Origin of the sequence: Plastoroseomonas hellenica (assembly GCF_018129085.1) — a bacterium.
Lineage (GTDB): Bacteria > Pseudomonadota > Alphaproteobacteria > Acetobacterales > Acetobacteraceae > Plastoroseomonas > Plastoroseomonas hellenica.
Map to the genome: position 1 here is coordinate 131,592 of NZ_JAAGBB010000011.1, position 17,136 is coordinate 148,727.

Consider the following 17,136-nt stretch of genomic DNA (forward strand, 5'->3'; position numbering starts at 1 on the left):
GCGGGCGACAGATGGCTATTTCGCAGACCGAACGAAAAGGTCGGAGCGCGCAGGTCGCGAACGACAGGCGCCTCGCGATACTGCGCGCCGCCCGCGACCTGGTGACGAGGGTCGGGTTTCGAGAGGCGCAGATGAATGCGGTTGCCGAGGAAGCCGGCGTCGCGCTCGCGACGCTCTACCGGAACTTCTCGTCGAAGGCCGAGCTCATGGTCGAGGTCGTCGGCCTCGTATCTCAACGCGAAGTCGACGCGGCCGCCGGAATGGCTGTCAGTGATGGGTCAGCGGCGGACCGTCTCTGGGCCTCGGCGTGGACCTTTGCCAGCCGAGCACTCCGCGGGCGCCGGCTTGCGCATGCTCTGGTGGCAGAGCCTGTTGAACCCGAAATCGAGACAGCGCGCCTAGCCTATCGGCGCAAGCTTGCTCGCGTCTTTGAGACGGTCATCGACCAAGGTATCCGGGACGAGGACTTTCCGCCGCAAGATGCGCAGGCCTCCGCCGCTTGCATCGTCGGTTCGCTTTTCGAGGGACTCGTCGGTCCACTCGCGCTCAATGGTCATCGAACCGATGCCGAACGCGAATCCCATGCGAGGTCCATCGTGGCATTTTGTCTTCGTGGCGTCGGTCATACCGGCGCTATGCCGGGGCTGTGAGCGCGGTCATGCCCTCGGAATTGCGGCTGTCACCCAGCTGAGGCGGTTCGCTGGCTGAGTGCAGTACTCGGCCCGTTCCCCCGAGTCATTCCAACACGCACCGCAGCACATCAACCCTCCGATCTGCACGCTATGCTGCGATATTCCCGCCCGCAGACATCGGAGGTCTTCCATCTTTCCGGACCTATCGCTTTCTATCTCGGGACATCAAAGCGATAGGAGGCAGAGCATGACAGTAGTATCGTCTGACGTCGCAATGCGGCGGACCATTCGACGCCAACAGTTGCGCGAGATGGTCCCGCTGGCCGACAGTACCATTTATGAAATGGAACAGCGCGGTGAATTCCCGCAGCGATTCTATTTGACGACACGTTGCGTCGTTTGGGACTTGGCCGAGGTCGAAGCCTGGCTGGATGCTCGACGGCGTAATTCGCGAGCCAATGTGATCAAGCGTGCTCCCAGCCCCGATGTAAGGCTTCGCCGTTCGCGGCCCGTCAAACACTAGGCTCCAGCTCAAGCAGCTCCATCGTTGGCGGAAGCAACGTCGGTACATACTTTCGTCCGGTGACCCACGCGTCCACCAGATTGGACCACTCCTGCATCATATGGCGGCGTTGATGCTCGTACTCCGCCTTGTTGTAGACACCACGCGATGACCGTCCGCCCTCATGCGCCAAGCACTTCTCGATCCAATCACTGTTGAAGCCGAGCTCATTCAACAGGGTCGAGCCTGTGCGTCGAAGATCGTGAACAGTGAAGGGTTCGAGTGGTAGCCCCTCCTTTTTCGCTCTGACAACGACTGCGGTCGTAATCCGGTTGAACGTCGCCCGCGACATCGGCGCGTCAGCGTCATATCGAGACGGGAGGACATAGCGCGAGTTACCTGCGCAGGTTTTTAGCGCGATGAAGATGTCGACGGCCTGCTGTGACAGATAGACGTTGTGTGCCTTCGACCGCTTCATCCGCTCCTTGGGTATCGACCAGACGGCGTTCTCGAAATCGACTTCATCCCACGTCGCGTCCTGCAGCTCGCTTTTCCTGACCATGGTTAGGAGGAAGAGCTTCATTCCCAGCCGTATAGTCGGCAGGGTCGGTACATGCTCGAGCTGCCCAAGCATAACGCGGATCTCCGCAGGTGACAGCGAACGATCCTTCGGGACGAAGGTCGCGATAGACGCGGGCCCAACTTCATCCGCTGGGTTGGCGACCTTTTCGCCGTGCAAGATCGCGAACGCAAAGATCAGCTTCACGATATCCCGTACATGCACGGCCGTCGCTGGAGCGCCGCGATCCTTCACCTTCCCGCACATCATGCGGAGATCGTCAGGCGTGATCTCCGTCAGAAGCCTATTTCGAAACGTTGGCAGGATGTCGCGCTCATAGATCGAGCGCCGCATGGCGCGCGTGCTGTCGGCCATGCGCGACTCCTGGAACCACTTCTCGCCGAGCTCGCCGAACCTCTTCGCCTCCTTCAATCGTCGCTTGTCGTGCTGCTTCTGTTGAGCAGGCGAACGTCCCTCTGAAATGGCCCGCTTTGCATCGATCAGCTTCTCCCGAGCCCTGGCAAGCGAGAGGCCGTCTGGGCCGTATCGGCCGAGCGTCAGAGTCTCGCGACGTCCGTTGAGGCGGTAGTCGTACCGGAACACGATGGCGCCCGACGGCTGCACCACCACGTACATACCGTCACGATCGCTCACCTTGTACAATTTCTTTTGTGATTTCAGCGCCTTAATCGCCGTGTCAGTAAGCATGGGGGCCTCCAAAGCCGTTTAAAAACAGCAGAGAGGCACCGATTATACCGTCAGGCCAAAACAGGGGGCGCTGGAAGCGAAATTCCCTTTTTTATACAGTCAGTTACGGCCAAAAACGATACCGTCAGCAGCTCTCTTAGCCTTGACGGTATAGCGAAATCGCCGATCGAACAAGTTCCCCCATACCGTCTGCTATACCGTCAAATTGGAGCACTACCCCTCGATAGCCGACGATAGACGCCGATACAGTTATCTTTATATTTCAGTCGGTTATGTCGCACCGGAGCGTACAAACGGATACTGCGGGATAGGCGAAAATCATTCCCACTCGATCGTGCCCGGCGGCTTGCTGGTGATGTCGTAGGTCACGCGGTTGATGCCGCGCACCTCGTTCACGATGCGGTTCGCCACGCGGGTGAGAAAGCTCATCTCGAAGGGATAGACATCCGCCGTCATGCCGTCGGTCGAGGTCACCGCGCGCAGCGCGCAGGCCTGGTCATAGGTGCGGCCATCGCCCATCACGCCGACCGTGCGCACCGGCAGCAGCACCGCGAAGGCCTGCCAGATCTTGTCGTAGAGGCCGGCCTTGCGGATCTCGTCGAGGTAGATGGTGTCCACCAGCCGCAGCAGGTCCGCCTTCTCCCGCGTCACGTCGCCGGGGATGCGGATCGCGAGGCCCGGCCCCGGGAACGGGTGCCGGCCGACGATCGCCTCCGGCATGCCGAGCTCGCGCCCCAGCGCCCGCACCTCGTCCTTGAACAAGTCGCGCAGCGGCTCCACCAGCCGCATCCGCATCTCCTTCGGCAGGCCGCCGACATTGTGGTGCGACTTGATGGTGACCGACGGCCCGCCGGTCGCGGAGACGCTCTCGATCACGTCCGGATAGAGCGTGCCCTGGGCCAGGAAATCGGCGCCGCCGATCTTCCGCTGCTCCTCCTCGAACACCTCAATGAACAACCGCCCGATCGTCTTGCGCTTCACCTCCGGATCGGTCACGCCCGCGAGCTGGCCGAGGAACAGGTCCGACGCATCGCGATGCACGAGGCGGATGTTGAAGCGGTCGCGGAAGGTCGTGACCACCTGGTCGCTCTCGCCGGCGCGCATCAGCCCGTGGTCGACATAGATGCAGGTGAGCTGGTCGCCGATCGCCTCATGCAGCAGCACCGCGACGACAGAGGAATCGACGCCCCCCGACAGCCCGCAGATCACCCGCCCGCTGCCCACCTGGTCGCGGATGCGCTGGATCGCCTCGGCGCGGAAGGCGCCCATGGTCCAGTCGCCGGTGCAGCCGCAGATCCCGTGGGTGAAGTTCTTCAGGAGCGCCGCGCCATGCGGCGTGTGCACCACCTCCGGATGGAACATGGTGCCGTAGTAGCGGCGCTCGTCATTGGCGATCAGCGCGAAGGGCGCACCCTCGCTCTCGGCAACCACGCGGAAGCCCGGCGGCAGCACCGTGATGCGGTCCCCATGGCTCATCCACACCTCTTCGCGGGCACCCTTGGCCCAGACGCCCTGGGTGATCGCGCATTCGGCGGTGACATCGACGAAGGCGCGGCCGAATTCCCGCGCATGCCCGCCCTCGACCGTGCCGCCCAACTGCGCCGCGAGCGTCTGCTGGCCGTAGCAGATGCCGAGGATCGGCAGGCCCATGCCGAAGACCGCGTCCGGCGCGCGGGGCGATGCGCCCTCCGTCACGCTGGCCGGACCACCCGAGAAGATGATGCCCTTGGGGGCGAATGCCGCGATGCGCTGGGCCGAGGCCGTGAACGGCCAGACCTCGCAATAGACCCCGGATTCCCTGAGGCGCCGCGCAATGAGCTGCGTCACCTGGCTGCCGAAGTCGAGAATCAGGATGCGGTCGTGCATGGGCTTGTCCATGCCGGGTGCATCCACCACAGACTGTGGTGCGAAGCAAGCGTAGGAAAGGCAGAACTACCCTGCTGGCTGCGCCACCCTGCCAGCTTCGGCCAATGCAGCCAGACCACGTTGCGTGGCCACCACCTCCACCTCCCCGTCGCCATCCTTGCGGAAGCCGATCAGCCCGCCATCCACCGCATCCTCCCAGATGGTCAGGCGCGGGCAGCTCGTGCGCCAGGCCTCCTGGGCGGGGCCATAGGGGCGCGGCGCATCCGCCACCCATTGCACGAGGTCGAGGATCAAGGCGGTCGTCATGGCGTACCCTCCCATCCCGTCGTCACCAGCATCCAGCCGCCGCGGGCCACATAGACCAGCGCGATCACGGTGATCAGCCGGCCGGCCCAGACCCGGTACTGAAGGTCGCTCATCGCCTCCAACACCCGCTTCGCCAGCGTGGTGCCCAGCATGCTGGCGAGGATCGCGGCGCCGGCGAGCCAGGGGTCCACCACTGCCGCGGCCAAGCCGCTGAAATAGACCAGCTTCAGCAGGTGCCCGAGCACCTGGCAGGCCGCCTTGGTGGCCACGATCTCCCGCCGCTCGAACCCGCCGCCCAGGAAGAAGCGGTCCAGCAAGGGGCCGGCGACGCCGGTCAGCACCATCAGCGACATGCAGGCGGCGCCGTAGCTCGCGGCCTGCAGCGCGCTGTTCGGGTCCGGCCGGAAATCCTTGGGCAGAATCTGCACCAGGAAGGGGCTGATGCCGAGCAACAGCAGCGCGACCGGGGTCGGCGGCACGAAGACGAACACGGACCAGAGGCCGAGCGCCAGGAAGCAGCCGACCGCATAGGCGCCGATCGGCCGCCAGCGGATGTGCCGCCGCCAGAGCAGCGCCCGCCAGCCATTCGACGCCATCTGGGTGATCGCATGCAGCGCCATCGCGTCCGGCAAGGGCATGATGACCAGCAGCACGCCCACCAGGATCAGCCCGCCCGCCATGCCGAAGATCCCGGACAGGAAGGCAGTGCCCACCATGGTGGCGCAGATGGCGAGGAACAGCAGCGGCGGCATGCAGGGTTCTCCTGCGGGATGTCTGCGCCCGTTGCGCACCGCCATCAAACGGCGTTAGCTCAGCCTCAGCCTGAGTTTTCCTGATGCTCCCGAACATGCTCGCGCCCCGCCGCCTGCCCTCGCTGAACGGCATCCGCGCCTTCGAAGCCGCCGCCCGCACCGGCAGCTTCGTCGCGGCGGCGGCCGAGCTGAACGTCACCCCGGCCGCGATCAGCCGGCTGGTGCGGCTCCTGGAACTCCGGCTCGGCATCGCGCTCTTTGCCCGCCACGCCAATCGCCTGGTGCCGACCGCGGCCGGCCTCGCCTACCAGGCGGGGCTCACCCGCATCCTGGACGACGCCGCGCGCCTGACCGGGCAGGTGGTGGCCATGGCCGGCGCCAAGGTGGTGACCGTCGGCGTCGGCCCGACCTTCGCGGTGCGCTGGCTGATCCCGCGCCTGCTGGACCTGCAGCGGCAGGAGCCGGAGATCGAGGTCCGCGTGGTCACCGGCGGCCAGACCGTGCCCTTCAGCGACGGCTGGAGCTGCGGCATCCGCCTGGGAGACGGCAACTGGCCGGGGCTGGAGGCGACGCCCCTCTTCCCCGCGGACCTGCTGCCGGTCTGCGCGCCGGCCATGGCGGCGCGGATCGGCGACATCCCTGCCCTCGCGCGGGAGACGCTGATCCGCGTCGCCCACGCGCCCGATGACTGGTCGCGCTGGCTCGCCGCCATGGGCGCGGCGGGCATCCGCGCCGGCGGCCCGGTCTTCGATTATTACGGCCAGGCCCTGCAGGCGGCGCTCGACGGCATCGGCGTCGCCATGGGCGTCAGGCCCTATATCGACGACGACCTCGCCGCCGGGCGGCTGGTCGCGCCTTTCCCCCGATCGGTCTCCAAGGACATGCGCTGGTACCTGGTGCATCACGCCGGACGGGAGGCGGAGCCCGGCTTCGCCGCCTTCCGGCGCTGGCTGATCGCAGCCTGCAAGTTTCGGGCGAATGGCCTTGATCGTTGATCAAGGCCCCCTCAGACGCCGGGCGGGCGGCATCCGCCGCCCTTGGCTTCGCCGGACTACCGGCGGGCCGCATTCGCGGCCTCGGACCGGCAAGCCGGTCCGTTGGCCTCAGCGCTCCGGCGCCGGCGCGGTCGCGGCCAGCAGCGCCTCGATCGGGTCCCAGAGATAGGCCATCTGCTCCAGCGTCTGGCCCGCGACGCGCACCGTCTCATGCGCCGCCGGGCGGCCGCCCAGCCGCTCGTAGAACCACCGGGTCGGGTTGTCCTTCAGCACCCAGAGCATGGCCGAGCGGCAGCCGACCACCCGGAGATGCGCGCCCATCGCCCGCATCAGCCGGCGCCCGACGCCGCGGTCCCGCCAATCCTCCTGCAGATAGAGGGTCTCTACCTCGCCATCCGCCAGGCCCTTGCGGCGGGCGCGGCCGCCGGAGGCGAAGCCGATCACCTGCTGGCCGGACTCGGTCGCCAGGCTGGAGGGCAGGTCGGGACCGCCCGCGACCGCGACGAAGACCGCATGCCCCTCCCGCCGGTCGAGGATGCTGCGCTCGTAGCCGAGCCCGAGTCGCCAGGAGGAGAGGCCGGCCAGGTAGTCGTCGGGCAGGATGCCGGGATAGGTGCTCCGCCACACCTCGGCATGGACACTGCCGATGGCGCCGGCATCCGAAGGCCGGGCGCGGCGGATGCTGATCATGCTGGCCGTCGCACCAGGACCGCGGCGAAAAAGCCATCGGTGCCGTGCCTGGCCGGGCTGGTGGCGAGCCAGGGTCCCTCGCCCGGCGCCTCGGCACCGGGGCGCAGCGCCGGCCACAGCGTGGCGAGCGGGAGTGGCTCGAAGTCCGGGTGGCGTTCGAGGAAGCGGTCCATCTGGCCCTCATTCTCGGCGCTGAACAGAGAACAGGTAGCGTAGACCAGCCTGCCGCCCGGGCGCACCAGTTCCGCCGCCCTCCCAAGGATTTCAGATTGCAACTGCGTCAACTCGGCAAGGTCGCTCGCCTGGGTGCGCAGCCGCGCATCCGGGTTGCGCCGCCAGGTGCCGCTGCCGGTGCAAGGCGCATCCACCAGCACCCGGTCGAAGCTGCCGGCGCGGCGCTTGGTCCATTTGTCGCCCGGCGCCAGCAAATGCCGCTCGGCATTGTCGACGCCGGCCCGGCGCAGCCGCTTCACCGCGCCCTCGAGCCGCGTGGCGGAGGTGTCGCAGGCGGTGATGCGGCCCTTGTTCTGCATGACCGCGGCGATCGCCAGCGTCTTGCCCGCCGCCCCCGCGCAGTAATCCGCGACCCGCATCCCCGGCTGCGCATCGGTCAGCAGCGCAATGAGCTGGCTGCCCTCGTCCTGCACCTCGATCAGCCCGGCCTTGAAGGCCTCGGTGCCGGTGACCGGCCTGCGGCCCTCGGCGCGCAGGCCCCAGGGCGAGAACGGCATCGGCGCGGTCGCCACCCCCTCGCCCGCCAAGGCGATGGCGGCGGCGTCGCGCGTCGTGCGCAGCAGGTTGGCGCGAAGGTCGAGCGGCGCGGCGCGTTCCATCGCGGCCGCCTCCCGCTCCAGCGCGGCGCCGAAGCGCTCGCGGAACAGCGGCAGCGCCCAGCCGGGGATATTGAGGGCGACATCCTCCGGCATCGCGGGGTCGCGAAGCGGCTTGCCGGTCAGCGCCGCGACCGTCCGCCGCTCCTTCGCGTCCAGCGGCTCCAGCGCGAAGCGGCCGCCGGCGAAGACCTCCTCGATCGCGGGCAGCGTGCGACCCTCGGCGAGCGCCAGGTGGGCGGCCAACAGCAAGCGGGCGGAGGGCGCGGCGCCGGCGTGGCGCAGATGCCAGTCGAGGCGAATCCGCTGGCGGATGATGGCCCAGAGCGTGTCGGCGACCACGCGCCGGTCGCCGCCGCCGATGAAGCGGCGGGCACGGAAGAAATCGTTGGCGGTGGCGTCGGCCGGGCGGCGCGGCGTCTCCTCGATCGCCTGGATCAGCTCGGCGACGGCAGCGAGGCGGGCGGCGGGGGTCATGCCAGCAGCGCCGGCAGGGTCGCGAGGTCGGAAAGCTCGGCCACCAGATGCGGGCGCAGGCCGTATTCGTCGGGATCGCCCTGGCGATTGACCCGCAGCACCGCGAAGCCGTTCGCCAGCGCCGCCTGGCTGTCCCAGGGATTGCCGGAGACAAAGAGGCAGCGGGCGGGCGGGACGCCAAGCGCTTCCTGCACCAGCGCGTAGACCGCCGGCGCCGGCTTGAAGATCCCGGCCTGCTCGACGCTGATCACGGCATCGAGCGCGTCCACGATGCCGCCGGCCGCACAGGCCGCGGCCAGCATCGCCGGCGTGCCGTTCGAGAGGATCGCGAGGCGAAGGTCATGCGCACGCAGCGCCGCCAGCATCGCCCGCACCTCCGGATAGGCATCCAGCCGCTGATAGGCGGCGAGCAGATCGGCGCGCAGGCCGGCGTCGCCGATCGCGTGCCGCGCCAGGACGTAGTCCAGCGCATCGGCGGTGCAGGCGGCGAAGTCCCGCCGCGTGCCCTGCGCGGTCAGGCTGCCGATCCAGGAATACTCGAGCTGCTTCACCCGCCACTCGGCGGCGAGCGCCCGCCAGCCCTCACCGAGGCGCGGCGCGTGCCGGGCCATGGCGGCCTGCACGTCGAGCAGCGTGCCGTAAGCGTCGAAGACGACCGCGTCGAAGCGCGCCTGGGTCATGAAGGCCTCGAGGGAGGAGGGCTGCGCTGTGGCGGCGCGTGAAGCGGGGCGGCGCGGCGCACCGCCCCATTCTCTGATCGCGTGATTCAGACTTTCGGCGGTTCCGCCTCAAGTCATCACACACCGGCAGGCTATTCCTGCCGGTAGTTCGGCGCCTCGCGGGTGATCGCCACGTCATGCACATGGCTCTCGCGCAGGCCCGCATTGGTGATGCGGCGGAAGCGCGCGTTGGTCTGCATCTCCGGGATGGTCGCGTTGCCGGTGTAGCCCATGGCGGCGCGGAGACCGCCCACCATCTGGTGCACCACGGTGCCGACCGGGCCCTTGTAGCCGACCCGGCCTTCGATGCCTTCCGGCACCAGCTTCAGGCTGTCCTGCACCTCGGCCTGGAAGTAGCGGTCGGCCGAACCGCGCGCCATGGCGCCCAGGCTGCCCATGCCGCGATACGACTTGTAGGACCGGCCCTGGTAGAGGAAGACCTCGCCCGGCGCCTCATCGGTGCCGGCGAAGACGCTGCCCATCATGGCGCAATCGGCGCCGGCGGCGATCGCTTTGGCGAGGTCGCCGGAGGCGCGGATGCCGCCATCGGCGATCACCGGCACGCCCTTCTCCTTGGCAGCCAGCGCGCTTTCCATCACCGCGGTGAGCTGCGGCATGCCGACGCCGGCGACGATGCGCGTCGTGCAGATCGAGCCCGGGCCGATGCCGATCTTCACCGCATCGGCGCCGGCCTCGATCAGCGCCAGCGCGCCTTCCGGGGTCGCGACGTTGCCGGCGACCACCTGCACGGAATTCGACAGGCGCTTGATGCGCTCGACCGCCAGCAGCACGCCGCCGGAATGGCCATGCGCGGTATCGACGACGACGACATCGACATCGGCGGCGACCAGCGCCTCCGCCCGCTTCAGCCCGTCATCGCCGACGCCGGTCGCGGCGGCGCAGCGCAGCCGCCCCATCGCATCCTTCACCGCGTTCGGGTTGGTCTCCGCCTTGTCCATGTCCTTGACGGTGACGAGGCCGACGCAGCGATAGGTCTCGTCGACCACCAGCAGCTTCTCGATGCGGTGCTTGTGCAGCAGCGCGCGGGCTTCGTCGGGGCGGACGTCGTCGCCCTTCACGGTGACCAGGTTCTCCCGCGTCATCAGCTCATAGACGCGGAGCGTGGGATCGGTCGCGAAGCGCACGTCGCGGCTGGTGATGATGCCGACCAGGCGGCCGCTGTCGCGCTCCACCACCGGAATGCCGCTGATCCGGTGCTGCTGCTGCAGCATGCGCACATCTGCCAGCGTCTGGTCGGGGTGGATGGTGACGGGGTTCACCACCATGCCGCTTTCGAACTTCTTCACCCGGCGGACCTGGGCGGCCTGCTCCTCGATCGTGAAGTTCTTGTGGATCACGCCGATGCCGCCGGCCTGGGCCATGGCGATCGCCATGTTCGCCTCGGTGACGGTGTCCATGGCCGCCGAGATCAGCGGGATGTTCAGCGCGATCTCCCGCGTCATGCGGGTGCGGGTGTCGGTCGCGTTGGGCAGGACGGTGGAATAGGCGGGGACCAGCAGCACGTCGTCGAAGGTGAAGGCCTCCTCGAAACGGCTGCGCGGATTGGGGGGGGCCAAGTCGGACGGCATGCGGGGGATCCCTTCGCGTCTGCTGTCGCCGTGAGGCGACCTTGGCGCGCCCCCTTAAACCCTTTTGGCGCTGCGCGTCCAGCGCGCAGCTATGTTGTATGTGCAGGCCTCAAGCGCCGGCGCCGAGTCTGTCCTTGGCCTCAATCGCCGGCGCGACCTCCGGTCGCTTGGCTTTCGCGCTGTCGGGGCGCGCCCGACGCGACGGTCGGTCGCGCGCGGGCCGCATTCGCGGCCTCGGCCTGCATCGGCTGGCGCCTCGCAGTCCAGCCTTTCCAGTGGCGGCCTGCGGCCGCGGATCAGCCGGCCTTCCCGCCCCTAAATCCCGTGGCGACCACATACAGCTCCGCCGAGTCCTTCCGGCTCGCGGGGGGCTTGGCGTGGCGGACCACGGCAAAATCGCGCTTCAGCGCGTCCAGCATGGTCTTCTCGGTGCCGCCCTGGAACAGCTTGGCGACGAAGCCGCCGCCGGGCGCCAGAACCTTCTGCGCGAAGTCGAGCGACAACTCCGCGAGGGCCACGATGCGCAGGTGGTCGGTCGCGTTGTGGCCGGTGGTGTTGGGCGCCATGTCCGACAGCACCAGGTCGGCCTGACCGTCGAGCGCGTCCAGCACCGCACGCTCGGCCTCCGGGTCCTGGAAATCGCCCTGCAGCAGGGTCGAGCCCGCGATCGGATCGATCGGCAGCAGGTCGATGCCGACGACATGCGACGCGCCGCGCTCCAGCGCCACCTGGGTCCAGCCGCCGGGCGCGGCGCCGAGGTCGACCACCCGCATCCGCGGCCGGATCAGCTTGAAGCGGTCATCGAGCTCGATCAGCTTGAAGGCGGCGCGGGAACGGAGGCCGCGCTCTCGCGCCGCCTTCACGTAAGGATCATTGAGCTGGCGCTGCAGCCAGAGCTGGCTCGCGGTGGTGCGGCCCTTGGCGGTCTTCAGGCGCGTGGTCAGGGAGCGCCCCGAACCCGGGGGCGTCTTGGTGGCCATGGAAAACTTGGTCCTTCAGGCGTGCGTCGCGTGGTGCTGCCGTGATTCGCGGCGGCGGAGCGCCGTGCGGTCGGCGCGCATCATGCGCAGAAGCATGCCCTCGCGCAGCCCCCGGTCGGCAACGGTCAGCCTCGGCGCCGGCCAGACCCGGCGGATTGCGGCATAGACGGCGCAGCCGGGCAGCACGAAATCCACCCGGTCCGGCCCGACGCAGGGGTGCGCGGCGAGCCCCTCCCGCCCCAGCGCGAACAGGTCACCGAGCGCCGCATCGGCGGTGTGGCAATCGAGCGTCTGGCCATCGACCAGCGGACGGCGGTAGCGCGGCAGGGCGAGTGCGACGCCCGCCAGCGTGGTGACGGTGCCGGAGGTGCCCATAAGCCGCACGCCGCCGAAGCGGATCTCCCGCCCGATGCTGTGCACGGAATCGAAACAAGCGAGCCGGGCCGCGACCTCATCCACCACGGCGGAGAAGCCGGCTTCGGTGAAGCAGTCATCGCCGGCGCGCTCGGCGAGCGTCACGACGCCGAGCGGCAGGGAGGTGTAGCCGATCATCTCCGGCGCCGCGTCCGGCCGGACGCGGATCCACGCGATCTCGGTGCTGCCGCCGCCGATGTCGAAGAGCAGGACGCGCCGGTCCTCGCGCCCGAGCAGCGGGCCGCAGGCCTCCATGGCGAGCTCCGCCTCCTCCCGCGCGGTGATGATGCGGAGCCTGAGGCCGATCTCGGCCTCGACGCGGGCCAGGAAGGCGGCGCCATTGGTGGCGCGGCGGCAGGCCTCGGTGGCGATCGCCTGGACATGGCGCACCGGGCGGCGGGAGAGCTTGTCGGCGCAGGCGCGAAGCGCGCCGAGGGCACGGTCCATGGCGGCATCCGAGAGGTTGCCGGAGCCGGCCAGCCCCTCGCCCAGCCGCACGATGCGGGAGAAGCTGTCGATCACCCGGAAGCCCTGCCCGCAATTGGCGGGCGAGCCGACCAGCAACCGACAGTTGTTGGTGCCGAGATCGAGCGCCGCATAGGTCAGGGATGGCCAATCGCCGCGCGACGACGGCGCGGCGGCGGCGGGGGGGCTGGGCCCCAGGGCGAAGGCGGCATCCTCTGGCATGACGGGTCCGTGCGGCCCAGTCCAAAGGGCCAAAAAAGATGATCCGGTGATCCCTGCCTGGGGGGCAAGGAGATTATCCGCGATCACTCATATGGGAGCGGTTGCCCCGCTTCGCGCGCCATGCTAGCACGCGCCTCCCGCAAGGGTCGCTCTCCGGAGCGCCGGCGCGATGGGGAATAGTTTAACGGTAGAACTCCCGACTCTGACTCGGGCAGTCTTGGTTCGAATCCAGGTTCCCCAGCCAGCGCGCCATCAGGCCGCCAGGCCCATGACAGCAGGTCAGCGGCCTCACGCGGCGGCCTCGGCTGGCCGCCGCGATTCGCGAACTGAACTCAACGCCGATGGCGGTCGTCGTCGCCCCGCCGGCCATCGCCGTGACGGTGGCGCCACTCGGCGCGGCGGCGACGCTCCTCCTCCTCATGCCGGCGACGCTCTTCCGCGCGGTGCCGGCGCTCCTCCCAGCGATGCCGCCGCTCGGCCTCGAGGCGCTGACGCTCCTCCATCCGGATGCGCTCGCGTTCCCGCGCCTCCCAACGGCGACGCTCCTCGGCATTGCGCCACTGGCGCTCTTCACGCCGGTCGTCGCGCCACTGGCGCTCGTCGCGCTGGTCGTCGTCCCGGCGCTGCATCTGGTCCAATGCCTGGCCCACGATCCCTGGCAGGTCCGGGGCCTGTGCCGATGCCGGCAGCGGCACCAGAACGCTCCCGGCGACGAGCAGAGCAGCGGCACCAAGACGCCCGATCCAAAGCGACGTCCGCAACCCGATCATGTTCAACCCTTCCCAGCTTTGCAGGCAGCAAGCGCCCGGTTCGTCAGCCGAAGCTGGCGCCGATCCATCCGCATACGGGGCATGAAGGGCGAATTTGGGCGGATGGCATGTCCCAAAAGGGGCAGGCTGGGGTCCCGAAGGCGGTCAGTAGCCGACCAGCAGGATGTCGAGCGCCCGCGTGATCTCGTCATGCCGGCTGGCGAGCGACGCCACCGGTCGCCGCAGTTCCTTGCCCGGGATGGCGGCGATCGCCTGCGTCAGCATGAGATGCGGCTCGCCGCCGATGTCGAAGACCGGGTTGAGGTCCCTGATCGGCGGCGGGGCCACGGCCTGAGGGATGAGCGGCACCACGACGCGGCTGGCGAGCGGCGCCAGCAGATCCGCCTGCACGTCGAGGACATAGCCGCGCCGGCCCTCGCTGGGCATCGGATGAACGTCGAAGCGCGGCATCAGAACTGACGGAACTCGGACAGCGGCATGCCATGCCGCTCGACATGGTCGTTCCAGGCATCGATGGCGGCGCGGTTCTCCCGCAGCCAGCGCTCGGCCTTCACCTCCGCCACGGCCGAGACCAGGCCGCGCTCGCAAGCCTGGGACAGGTTGATGCCCAGTTCCCTGGCTTCCCGCAGCAGCGCCTCCGGCAGCGTGACATTCGTCGCCCGCCGCGGTGGCGCGGGTGGATCTGGGATGTGGGAAGCTGGGTTCCTGGGCATGTTTATCCCCATTTTAGATGGGGTCATTGATGCGCATTCTCGATGCGCATATCAAGCCAGCCATATCGCTATCGGGGCGCCCTGCCTAGGCTGCGTTGCGGCATGAGGGGAACCGCCATGATCATCCGTCCAGCCAGCGCCGCGGATGCCGGCATCGTTGCCGGCTTCGTCGATGCCCTGCTCGTCGAGCTCAGCGGCGCGCCGTCGCGCCCCGAGGCGCGGCTCCGCATGGCCGCCGAGTTGCTCGCCGGGGATGACCGCGTCTTCGGCTTCCTCGCCTTCGCAGGCGAAGCGCCGGTCGGCGTCATCATGCTGGCGGAGAGTGTCGCGATCTATGCGGGGGGCGCCTTCGGCGTCATCACCGAGCTCTATGTGGTGCCGGAACAGCGCTCCGCCGGCGTCGCCAAGCGCCTGGTCGCGGCGGCGCTGGATTTCGGCCGCAGCCGGTCCTGGGGCCGCGTCGAGGTCGGCGCGCCGCACCAGCCCGCCTGGGAGCGCAGCTTCCGATTCTACCTGCGCGAAGGCTTTACCGAAGTGGGGCCGCGGCTGAAATTCCTGCTCTGACGCCGCCGCCCGCTCAGCCGGCCACCGTTAGAGCATTTTGTTTTGGCGAGCAGATTCACGCCTCCGGGCGATTCCGCCCTCCGGCGATCTGCTCTAGCCCCGCCAGCGGCAACCGGCCGGTATCCTTCAGCCGCTCCAGCACGATCGACGACCGGACGCGGGCGACCGTCGCATGCGCCAGCAGCGTGTCATTCACCAGCCGCGACAGCCCTTTCAGGTCCGGCACCCGGGCCTTGAGCAGGTAATCCGTGTCGCCGGTCATGGCATAGGCTTCCTGGATCGCGTCGACGCCGGCCAGCATTTCCCGGAAACGGCGGGAATTGTCGCCGCTATGCGCGGCCAGCGTGACCTGGATGAAGGCGAGCACGCTGAGGCCAAGCGCCTCCGCCGCCAGCTCCGCTCGGTAGCCGCTGATCAGCCCCGCCGCCTCCAGCGCCGAGCGCCGGCGCGAGCATTGCGAGGCGGAGAGGCCGATGCGGTCCCCGAGCTGCTGATTGGTCAGCCGCCCATCCTCCTGCAGCGCCATGAGCAGGCGCAGGTCGAAGCTGTCGAGCGAAGCTGCATTGTGCATCGAACCGCCACTCCATGCATGGTCCGTGCATCCTAGCCGGAAAACGCGCGCGCTTTGCACACATGCTGCGCCGCACGCCGCCTATCCTGCAGGCCAGAGCAGGAGGATGGCATCCGATGGGACCCTACCCGCATGACGCGCCGCGCGCTGTCATCAGCGACCACAACCCTATGGGCACCGACGGCTTCGGCTTCGTCGAATACGCCCATCCGGAGCCCAAGAAGCTGCACGCGCTGTTCCGGCAGATGGGCTTCACCGCGGTCGCCCGGCATCGCAGCCGCGCCGTCACCCTCTATCGCCAGGGCGACATCAACTACCTGCTGAACGAGGATCCGGAGAGCCAGGCCGTCCGCTTTGCGGAGCGCCACGGGCCGAGCGTGCCCTCGATGGGTTTCCGGGTCGCGGACGCCGCCCATGCCTGGCGCCGCGCGCTGGAACTCGGCGCCGAGCCCGCGGACCCGGCGGAGGGACGCCCGGTGCTCGATATCCCCGCCATCAAGGGCATCGGCGGCAGCCTGCTCTATTTCATCGACCGTTACGGCGAGACCGGTTCGGCCTTCGAGCCGGAGTTCGAGTGGCTTGGCGAGCGCGATCCCGCACCCAAAGGCGCCGGCCTCTTCTACATCGACCACCTGACGCACAACGTGTTCCGCGGCCGCATGGACACCTGGTACGCATTCTACAACAAGATCTTCAACTTCCGGCAGATCCGCTACTTCGACATCAAGGGCGAGTACACGGGCCTGTTCTCCCGCGCGCTGACCAGCCCCGATGGCCGCATCCGCATCCCGCTCAATGAATCCGCTGACGATGAGAGCCAGATCGAGGAATACCTGCGCGCCTACAAGGGCGAGGGCATCCAGCACATCGCCTGCGGCTGCACCGACATCTACGCCACCATCGAAGGCCTGCGCGAAGCCGGCCTCGCCTTCATGCCGGCGCCGCCCGACACCTACTACGCGCGCGTCGATGCCCGCCTGCCCGGCCATGGCGAGGATCTGGCACGGCTGAAGAGGAACGGCATCCTGGTCGATGGCGAAGGCGTGGTGGAGGACCGCAAGGCGCGGCTGCTGCTGCAGATCTTCTCCGGCAACGTCATCGGTCCGGTCTTCTTCGAGTTCATCGAGCGCAAGGGCGATGACGGCTTCGGCGAGGGCAATTTCCGCGCCCTTTTCGAGAGCATCGAGGAAGACCAGCTCCGCCGCGGCGTCATCGGCGGCGCGAAGCAAGGCGCGGCACAGCCGGCGAAATGAGCGTGATGACTTGAGGCCGGCTCGGCCGAAAAGTCTGAATCACGCGATCAGACGTGAGCGCGTCAGCCGCTTGCGTCGTCGCCCTCGGCCATGAGCTCCTGGGTGCGGGCGCCGATCTTCTCGAGGATGGTGGAGAGCTGGCGCTGCTCCGCCTCGCTCAGCGCGCTGGCGAGCGAGGCCTGCAGCGTGCGCGCCAGCGGCACGATCTTCGCGTAGACGTCCCGCCCCTTGCGGGTGAGGCGCAGGATCTGCGCGCGCTGGTCGCGCGGATGCGCGAGACGGTCGAGCAGCCCCTTGTCCGCCAGGCGGATCACCGCGCGGCTGACCCGCACGCGATCCATGCCGGTGCGCTCGATCACCTCCTGCGTCGTGGGCGTGCCCTGCTGTCCCACCACCGCGACCACCCGCCATTCCGGGATGCTGAGGCCGAAGCGTTCCTGGTAGCGCGTGGCGAAGAGGCTGCTGACCCCTTCGGTGACGACGGACAGGCGATAGGGCAGGAACTCCTGCAGGATCAGCGGCGCGGCGTCGGCATCGGGCTTTTTGGGCGGCATGCTCT

20 protein-coding genes and 1 tRNA gene are annotated in these 17,136 nt (G+C 68.6%); 6 read left to right on the forward strand and 15 right to left on the reverse strand.

What is annotated here, in order from left to right; translation table 11 throughout:
* Window positions 1-11: 11 nt before the first annotated feature.
* Window positions 12-650, forward strand: a complete 639-nt coding sequence (locus tag GXW71_RS11230) for a TetR/AcrR family transcriptional regulator (RefSeq protein WP_211852595.1) — start codon at window positions 12-14, stop codon at window positions 648-650.
* A 256-nt stretch (window positions 651-906) separates the two neighbouring features.
* Window positions 907-1,155: a helix-turn-helix transcriptional regulator gene (locus tag GXW71_RS11235; protein WP_211852635.1), complete on the forward strand. Its 249-nt coding sequence runs from the start codon at window positions 907-909 to the stop codon at window positions 1,153-1,155.
* Here GXW71_RS11235 and GXW71_RS11240 read toward each other — a convergent pair.
* The 4 genes from GXW71_RS11240 to GXW71_RS11255 form a co-directional block, all read right to left on the reverse strand.
* Window positions 1,145-2,401 (reverse strand): tyrosine-type recombinase/integrase, encoded by a 1,257-nt coding sequence (locus GXW71_RS11240; RefSeq protein WP_211852596.1) that lies wholly within the window; start codon window positions 2,399-2,401, stop codon window positions 1,145-1,147. The two genes, GXW71_RS11235 and GXW71_RS11240, sit on opposite strands and share 11 nt — an antisense overlap.
* Before the next feature lie 318 nt (window positions 2,402-2,719).
* Window positions 2,720-4,279 carry a glutamine-hydrolyzing GMP synthase gene (gene guaA, locus GXW71_RS11245; protein ID WP_246526472.1) on the reverse strand — a complete coding sequence of 520 codons (1,560 nt, stop codon included), beginning with the start codon at window positions 4,277-4,279 and terminating at the stop codon, window positions 2,720-2,722.
* 54 nt (window positions 4,280-4,333) lie between these two features.
* Entirely contained in the window at window positions 4,334-4,573 is a 240-nt protein-coding gene (locus tag GXW71_RS11250) for a hypothetical protein (protein WP_211852597.1), read from the reverse strand.
* Complete coding sequence (locus GXW71_RS11255; RefSeq protein WP_211852598.1) at window positions 4,570-5,325, reverse strand: sulfite exporter TauE/SafE family protein; 756 nt, start codon at window positions 5,323-5,325, stop codon at window positions 4,570-4,572. Before GXW71_RS11255 ends, GXW71_RS11250 begins: the two co-directional genes overlap by 4 nt.
* Before the next feature lie 83 nt (window positions 5,326-5,408).
* Between GXW71_RS11255 and GXW71_RS11260 the strand changes: the two genes are divergently transcribed.
* Window positions 5,409-6,320 carry a LysR substrate-binding domain-containing protein gene (locus GXW71_RS11260; RefSeq protein ID WP_246526473.1) on the forward strand — a complete coding sequence of 304 codons (912 nt, stop codon included), beginning with the start codon at window positions 5,409-5,411 and terminating at the stop codon, window positions 6,318-6,320.
* A gap of 108 nt (window positions 6,321-6,428) precedes the next feature.
* Here the strand turns inward: GXW71_RS11260 and GXW71_RS11265 are convergent, their stop codons facing one another.
* From GXW71_RS11265 to GXW71_RS11290, 6 genes are all read right to left on the reverse strand, one after another.
* Complete coding sequence (locus tag GXW71_RS11265; protein WP_211852599.1) at window positions 6,429-7,010, reverse strand: GNAT family N-acetyltransferase; 582 nt, start codon at window positions 7,008-7,010, stop codon at window positions 6,429-6,431.
* Window positions 7,007-8,317 carry an RsmB/NOP family class I SAM-dependent RNA methyltransferase gene (locus GXW71_RS11270; RefSeq protein WP_211852600.1) on the reverse strand — a complete coding sequence of 437 codons (1,311 nt, stop codon included), beginning with the start codon at window positions 8,315-8,317 and terminating at the stop codon, window positions 7,007-7,009. The genes GXW71_RS11265 and GXW71_RS11270 overlap by 4 nt, the downstream gene beginning before the upstream one ends.
* Window positions 8,314-8,997, reverse strand: a complete 684-nt coding sequence (locus GXW71_RS11275) for a haloacid dehalogenase type II (protein ID WP_211852601.1) — start codon at window positions 8,995-8,997, stop codon at window positions 8,314-8,316. The genes GXW71_RS11270 and GXW71_RS11275 overlap by 4 nt, the downstream gene beginning before the upstream one ends.
* 131 nt (window positions 8,998-9,128) lie before the next feature.
* Complete coding sequence (gene guaB / locus GXW71_RS11280) at window positions 9,129-10,625, reverse strand: IMP dehydrogenase (protein WP_211852602.1); 1,497 nt, start codon at window positions 10,623-10,625, stop codon at window positions 9,129-9,131.
* A gap of 296 nt (window positions 10,626-10,921) precedes the next feature.
* Window positions 10,922-11,605, reverse strand: coding sequence for an RlmE family RNA methyltransferase (locus GXW71_RS11285; protein ID WP_211852603.1), 684 nt, complete (start codon window positions 11,603-11,605; stop codon window positions 10,922-10,924).
* Between the two features lie 15 nt (window positions 11,606-11,620).
* Complete coding sequence (locus GXW71_RS11290; protein ID WP_211852604.1) at window positions 11,621-12,706, reverse strand: Ppx/GppA phosphatase family protein; 1,086 nt, start codon at window positions 12,704-12,706, stop codon at window positions 11,621-11,623.
* A gap of 170 nt (window positions 12,707-12,876) precedes the next feature.
* Between GXW71_RS11290 and GXW71_RS11295 the strand changes: the two genes are divergently transcribed.
* A tRNA-Gln gene (locus tag GXW71_RS11295) sits at window positions 12,877-12,950 on the forward strand.
* 88 nt (window positions 12,951-13,038) lie between these two features.
* Here the strand turns inward: GXW71_RS11295 and GXW71_RS11300 are convergent.
* From GXW71_RS11300 to GXW71_RS11310, 3 genes are all read right to left on the reverse strand, one after another.
* Entirely contained in the window at window positions 13,039-13,476 is a 438-nt protein-coding gene (locus GXW71_RS11300) for a hypothetical protein (RefSeq protein ID WP_211852605.1), read from the reverse strand.
* Between the two features lie 144 nt (window positions 13,477-13,620).
* The gene (locus tag GXW71_RS11305) at window positions 13,621-13,926 is read right to left on the reverse strand and encodes a CcdB family protein (protein WP_211852606.1); all 306 of its coding nucleotides are present in this window, start codon (window positions 13,924-13,926) and stop codon (window positions 13,621-13,623) included.
* A complete protein-coding gene (locus GXW71_RS11310) occupies window positions 13,926-14,189 on the reverse strand; it encodes a type II toxin-antitoxin system CcdA family antitoxin (protein ID WP_211852607.1) in 264 nt (87 codons plus the stop codon). The genes GXW71_RS11305 and GXW71_RS11310 overlap by 1 nt, the downstream gene beginning before the upstream one ends.
* Window positions 14,190-14,306: 117 nt before the next feature.
* Between GXW71_RS11310 and GXW71_RS11315 the strand changes: the two genes are divergently transcribed.
* Window positions 14,307-14,753, forward strand: coding sequence for a GNAT family N-acetyltransferase (locus GXW71_RS11315; protein ID WP_211852608.1), 447 nt, complete (start codon window positions 14,307-14,309; stop codon window positions 14,751-14,753).
* 55 nt (window positions 14,754-14,808) lie between these two features.
* Here GXW71_RS11315 and GXW71_RS11320 read toward each other — a convergent pair whose 3' ends face one another.
* On the reverse strand, window positions 14,809-15,324 hold the full coding sequence (locus GXW71_RS11320; RefSeq protein WP_211852609.1) for an Lrp/AsnC family transcriptional regulator: 516 nt from the start codon (window positions 15,322-15,324) through the stop codon (window positions 14,809-14,811).
* Window positions 15,325-15,440: 116 nt separating this feature from the next.
* Here GXW71_RS11320 and hppD point away from each other — a divergent pair, with 116 nt between their 5' ends.
* Entirely contained in the window at window positions 15,441-16,577 is a 1,137-nt protein-coding gene (gene hppD, locus GXW71_RS11325; protein WP_211852610.1) for a 4-hydroxyphenylpyruvate dioxygenase, read from the forward strand.
* 62 nt (window positions 16,578-16,639) lie between these two features.
* Here the strand turns inward: hppD and GXW71_RS11330 are convergent, their stop codons facing one another.
* Entirely contained in the window at window positions 16,640-17,131 is a 492-nt protein-coding gene (locus GXW71_RS11330) for a MarR family winged helix-turn-helix transcriptional regulator (RefSeq protein ID WP_211852611.1), read from the reverse strand.
* Between the last annotated feature and the right edge of the window lie 5 nt (window positions 17,132-17,136).

What these genes read in the sequence shown, in the direction of transcription:
- guaB (WP_211852602.1), bottom strand. Translation starts at nt 10,625, where the DNA reads ATGCCGTCCGACTTGGCCCCCCCCAATCCGCGCAGCCGTTTCGAGGAG.
- GXW71_RS11270 (WP_211852600.1), bottom strand. Translation starts at nt 8,317, where the DNA reads ATGACCCCCGCCGCCCGCCTCGCTGCCGTCGCCGAGCTGATCCAGGCG.
- guaA (WP_246526472.1), bottom strand. Translation starts at nt 4,279, where the DNA reads ATGGACAAGCCCATGCACGACCGCATCCTGATTCTCGACTTCGGCAGC.
- GXW71_RS11250 (WP_211852597.1), bottom strand. Translation starts at nt 4,573, where the DNA reads ATGACGACCGCCTTGATCCTCGACCTCGTGCAATGGGTGGCGGATGCG.
- GXW71_RS11330 (WP_211852611.1), bottom strand. Translation starts at nt 17,131, where the DNA reads ATGCCGCCCAAAAAGCCCGATGCCGACGCCGCGCCGCTGATCCTGCAG.
- GXW71_RS11235 (WP_211852635.1), top strand. Translation starts at nt 907, where the DNA reads ATGCGGCGGACCATTCGACGCCAACAGTTGCGCGAGATGGTCCCGCTG.
- GXW71_RS11285 (WP_211852603.1), bottom strand. Translation starts at nt 11,605, where the DNA reads ATGGCCACCAAGACGCCCCCGGGTTCGGGGCGCTCCCTGACCACGCGC.
- hppD (WP_211852610.1), top strand. Translation starts at nt 15,441, where the DNA reads ATGGGACCCTACCCGCATGACGCGCCGCGCGCTGTCATCAGCGACCAC.
- GXW71_RS11230 (WP_211852595.1), top strand. Translation starts at nt 12, where the DNA reads ATGGCTATTTCGCAGACCGAACGAAAAGGTCGGAGCGCGCAGGTCGCG.
- GXW71_RS11240 (WP_211852596.1), bottom strand. Translation starts at nt 2,401, where the DNA reads ATGCTTACTGACACGGCGATTAAGGCGCTGAAATCACAAAAGAAATTG.
- GXW71_RS11275 (WP_211852601.1), bottom strand. Translation starts at nt 8,997, where the DNA reads ATGACCCAGGCGCGCTTCGACGCGGTCGTCTTCGACGCTTACGGCACG.
- GXW71_RS11260 (WP_246526473.1), top strand. Translation starts at nt 5,409, where the DNA reads ATGCTCCCGAACATGCTCGCGCCCCGCCGCCTGCCCTCGCTGAACGGC.
- GXW71_RS11310 (WP_211852607.1), bottom strand. Translation starts at nt 14,189, where the DNA reads ATGCCCAGGAACCCAGCTTCCCACATCCCAGATCCACCCGCGCCACCG.
- GXW71_RS11265 (WP_211852599.1), bottom strand. Translation starts at nt 7,010, where the DNA reads ATGATCAGCATCCGCCGCGCCCGGCCTTCGGATGCCGGCGCCATCGGC.
- GXW71_RS11300 (WP_211852605.1), bottom strand. Translation starts at nt 13,476, where the DNA reads ATGATCGGGTTGCGGACGTCGCTTTGGATCGGGCGTCTTGGTGCCGCT.
- GXW71_RS11255 (WP_211852598.1), bottom strand. Translation starts at nt 5,325, where the DNA reads ATGCCGCCGCTGCTGTTCCTCGCCATCTGCGCCACCATGGTGGGCACT.
- GXW71_RS11290 (WP_211852604.1), bottom strand. Translation starts at nt 12,706, where the DNA reads ATGCCAGAGGATGCCGCCTTCGCCCTGGGGCCCAGCCCCCCCGCCGCC.
- GXW71_RS11315 (WP_211852608.1), top strand. Translation starts at nt 14,307, where the DNA reads ATGATCATCCGTCCAGCCAGCGCCGCGGATGCCGGCATCGTTGCCGGC.
- GXW71_RS11320 (WP_211852609.1), bottom strand. Translation starts at nt 15,324, where the DNA reads ATGCACAATGCAGCTTCGCTCGACAGCTTCGACCTGCGCCTGCTCATG.
- GXW71_RS11305 (WP_211852606.1), bottom strand. Translation starts at nt 13,926, where the DNA reads ATGCCGCGCTTCGACGTTCATCCGATGCCCAGCGAGGGCCGGCGCGGC.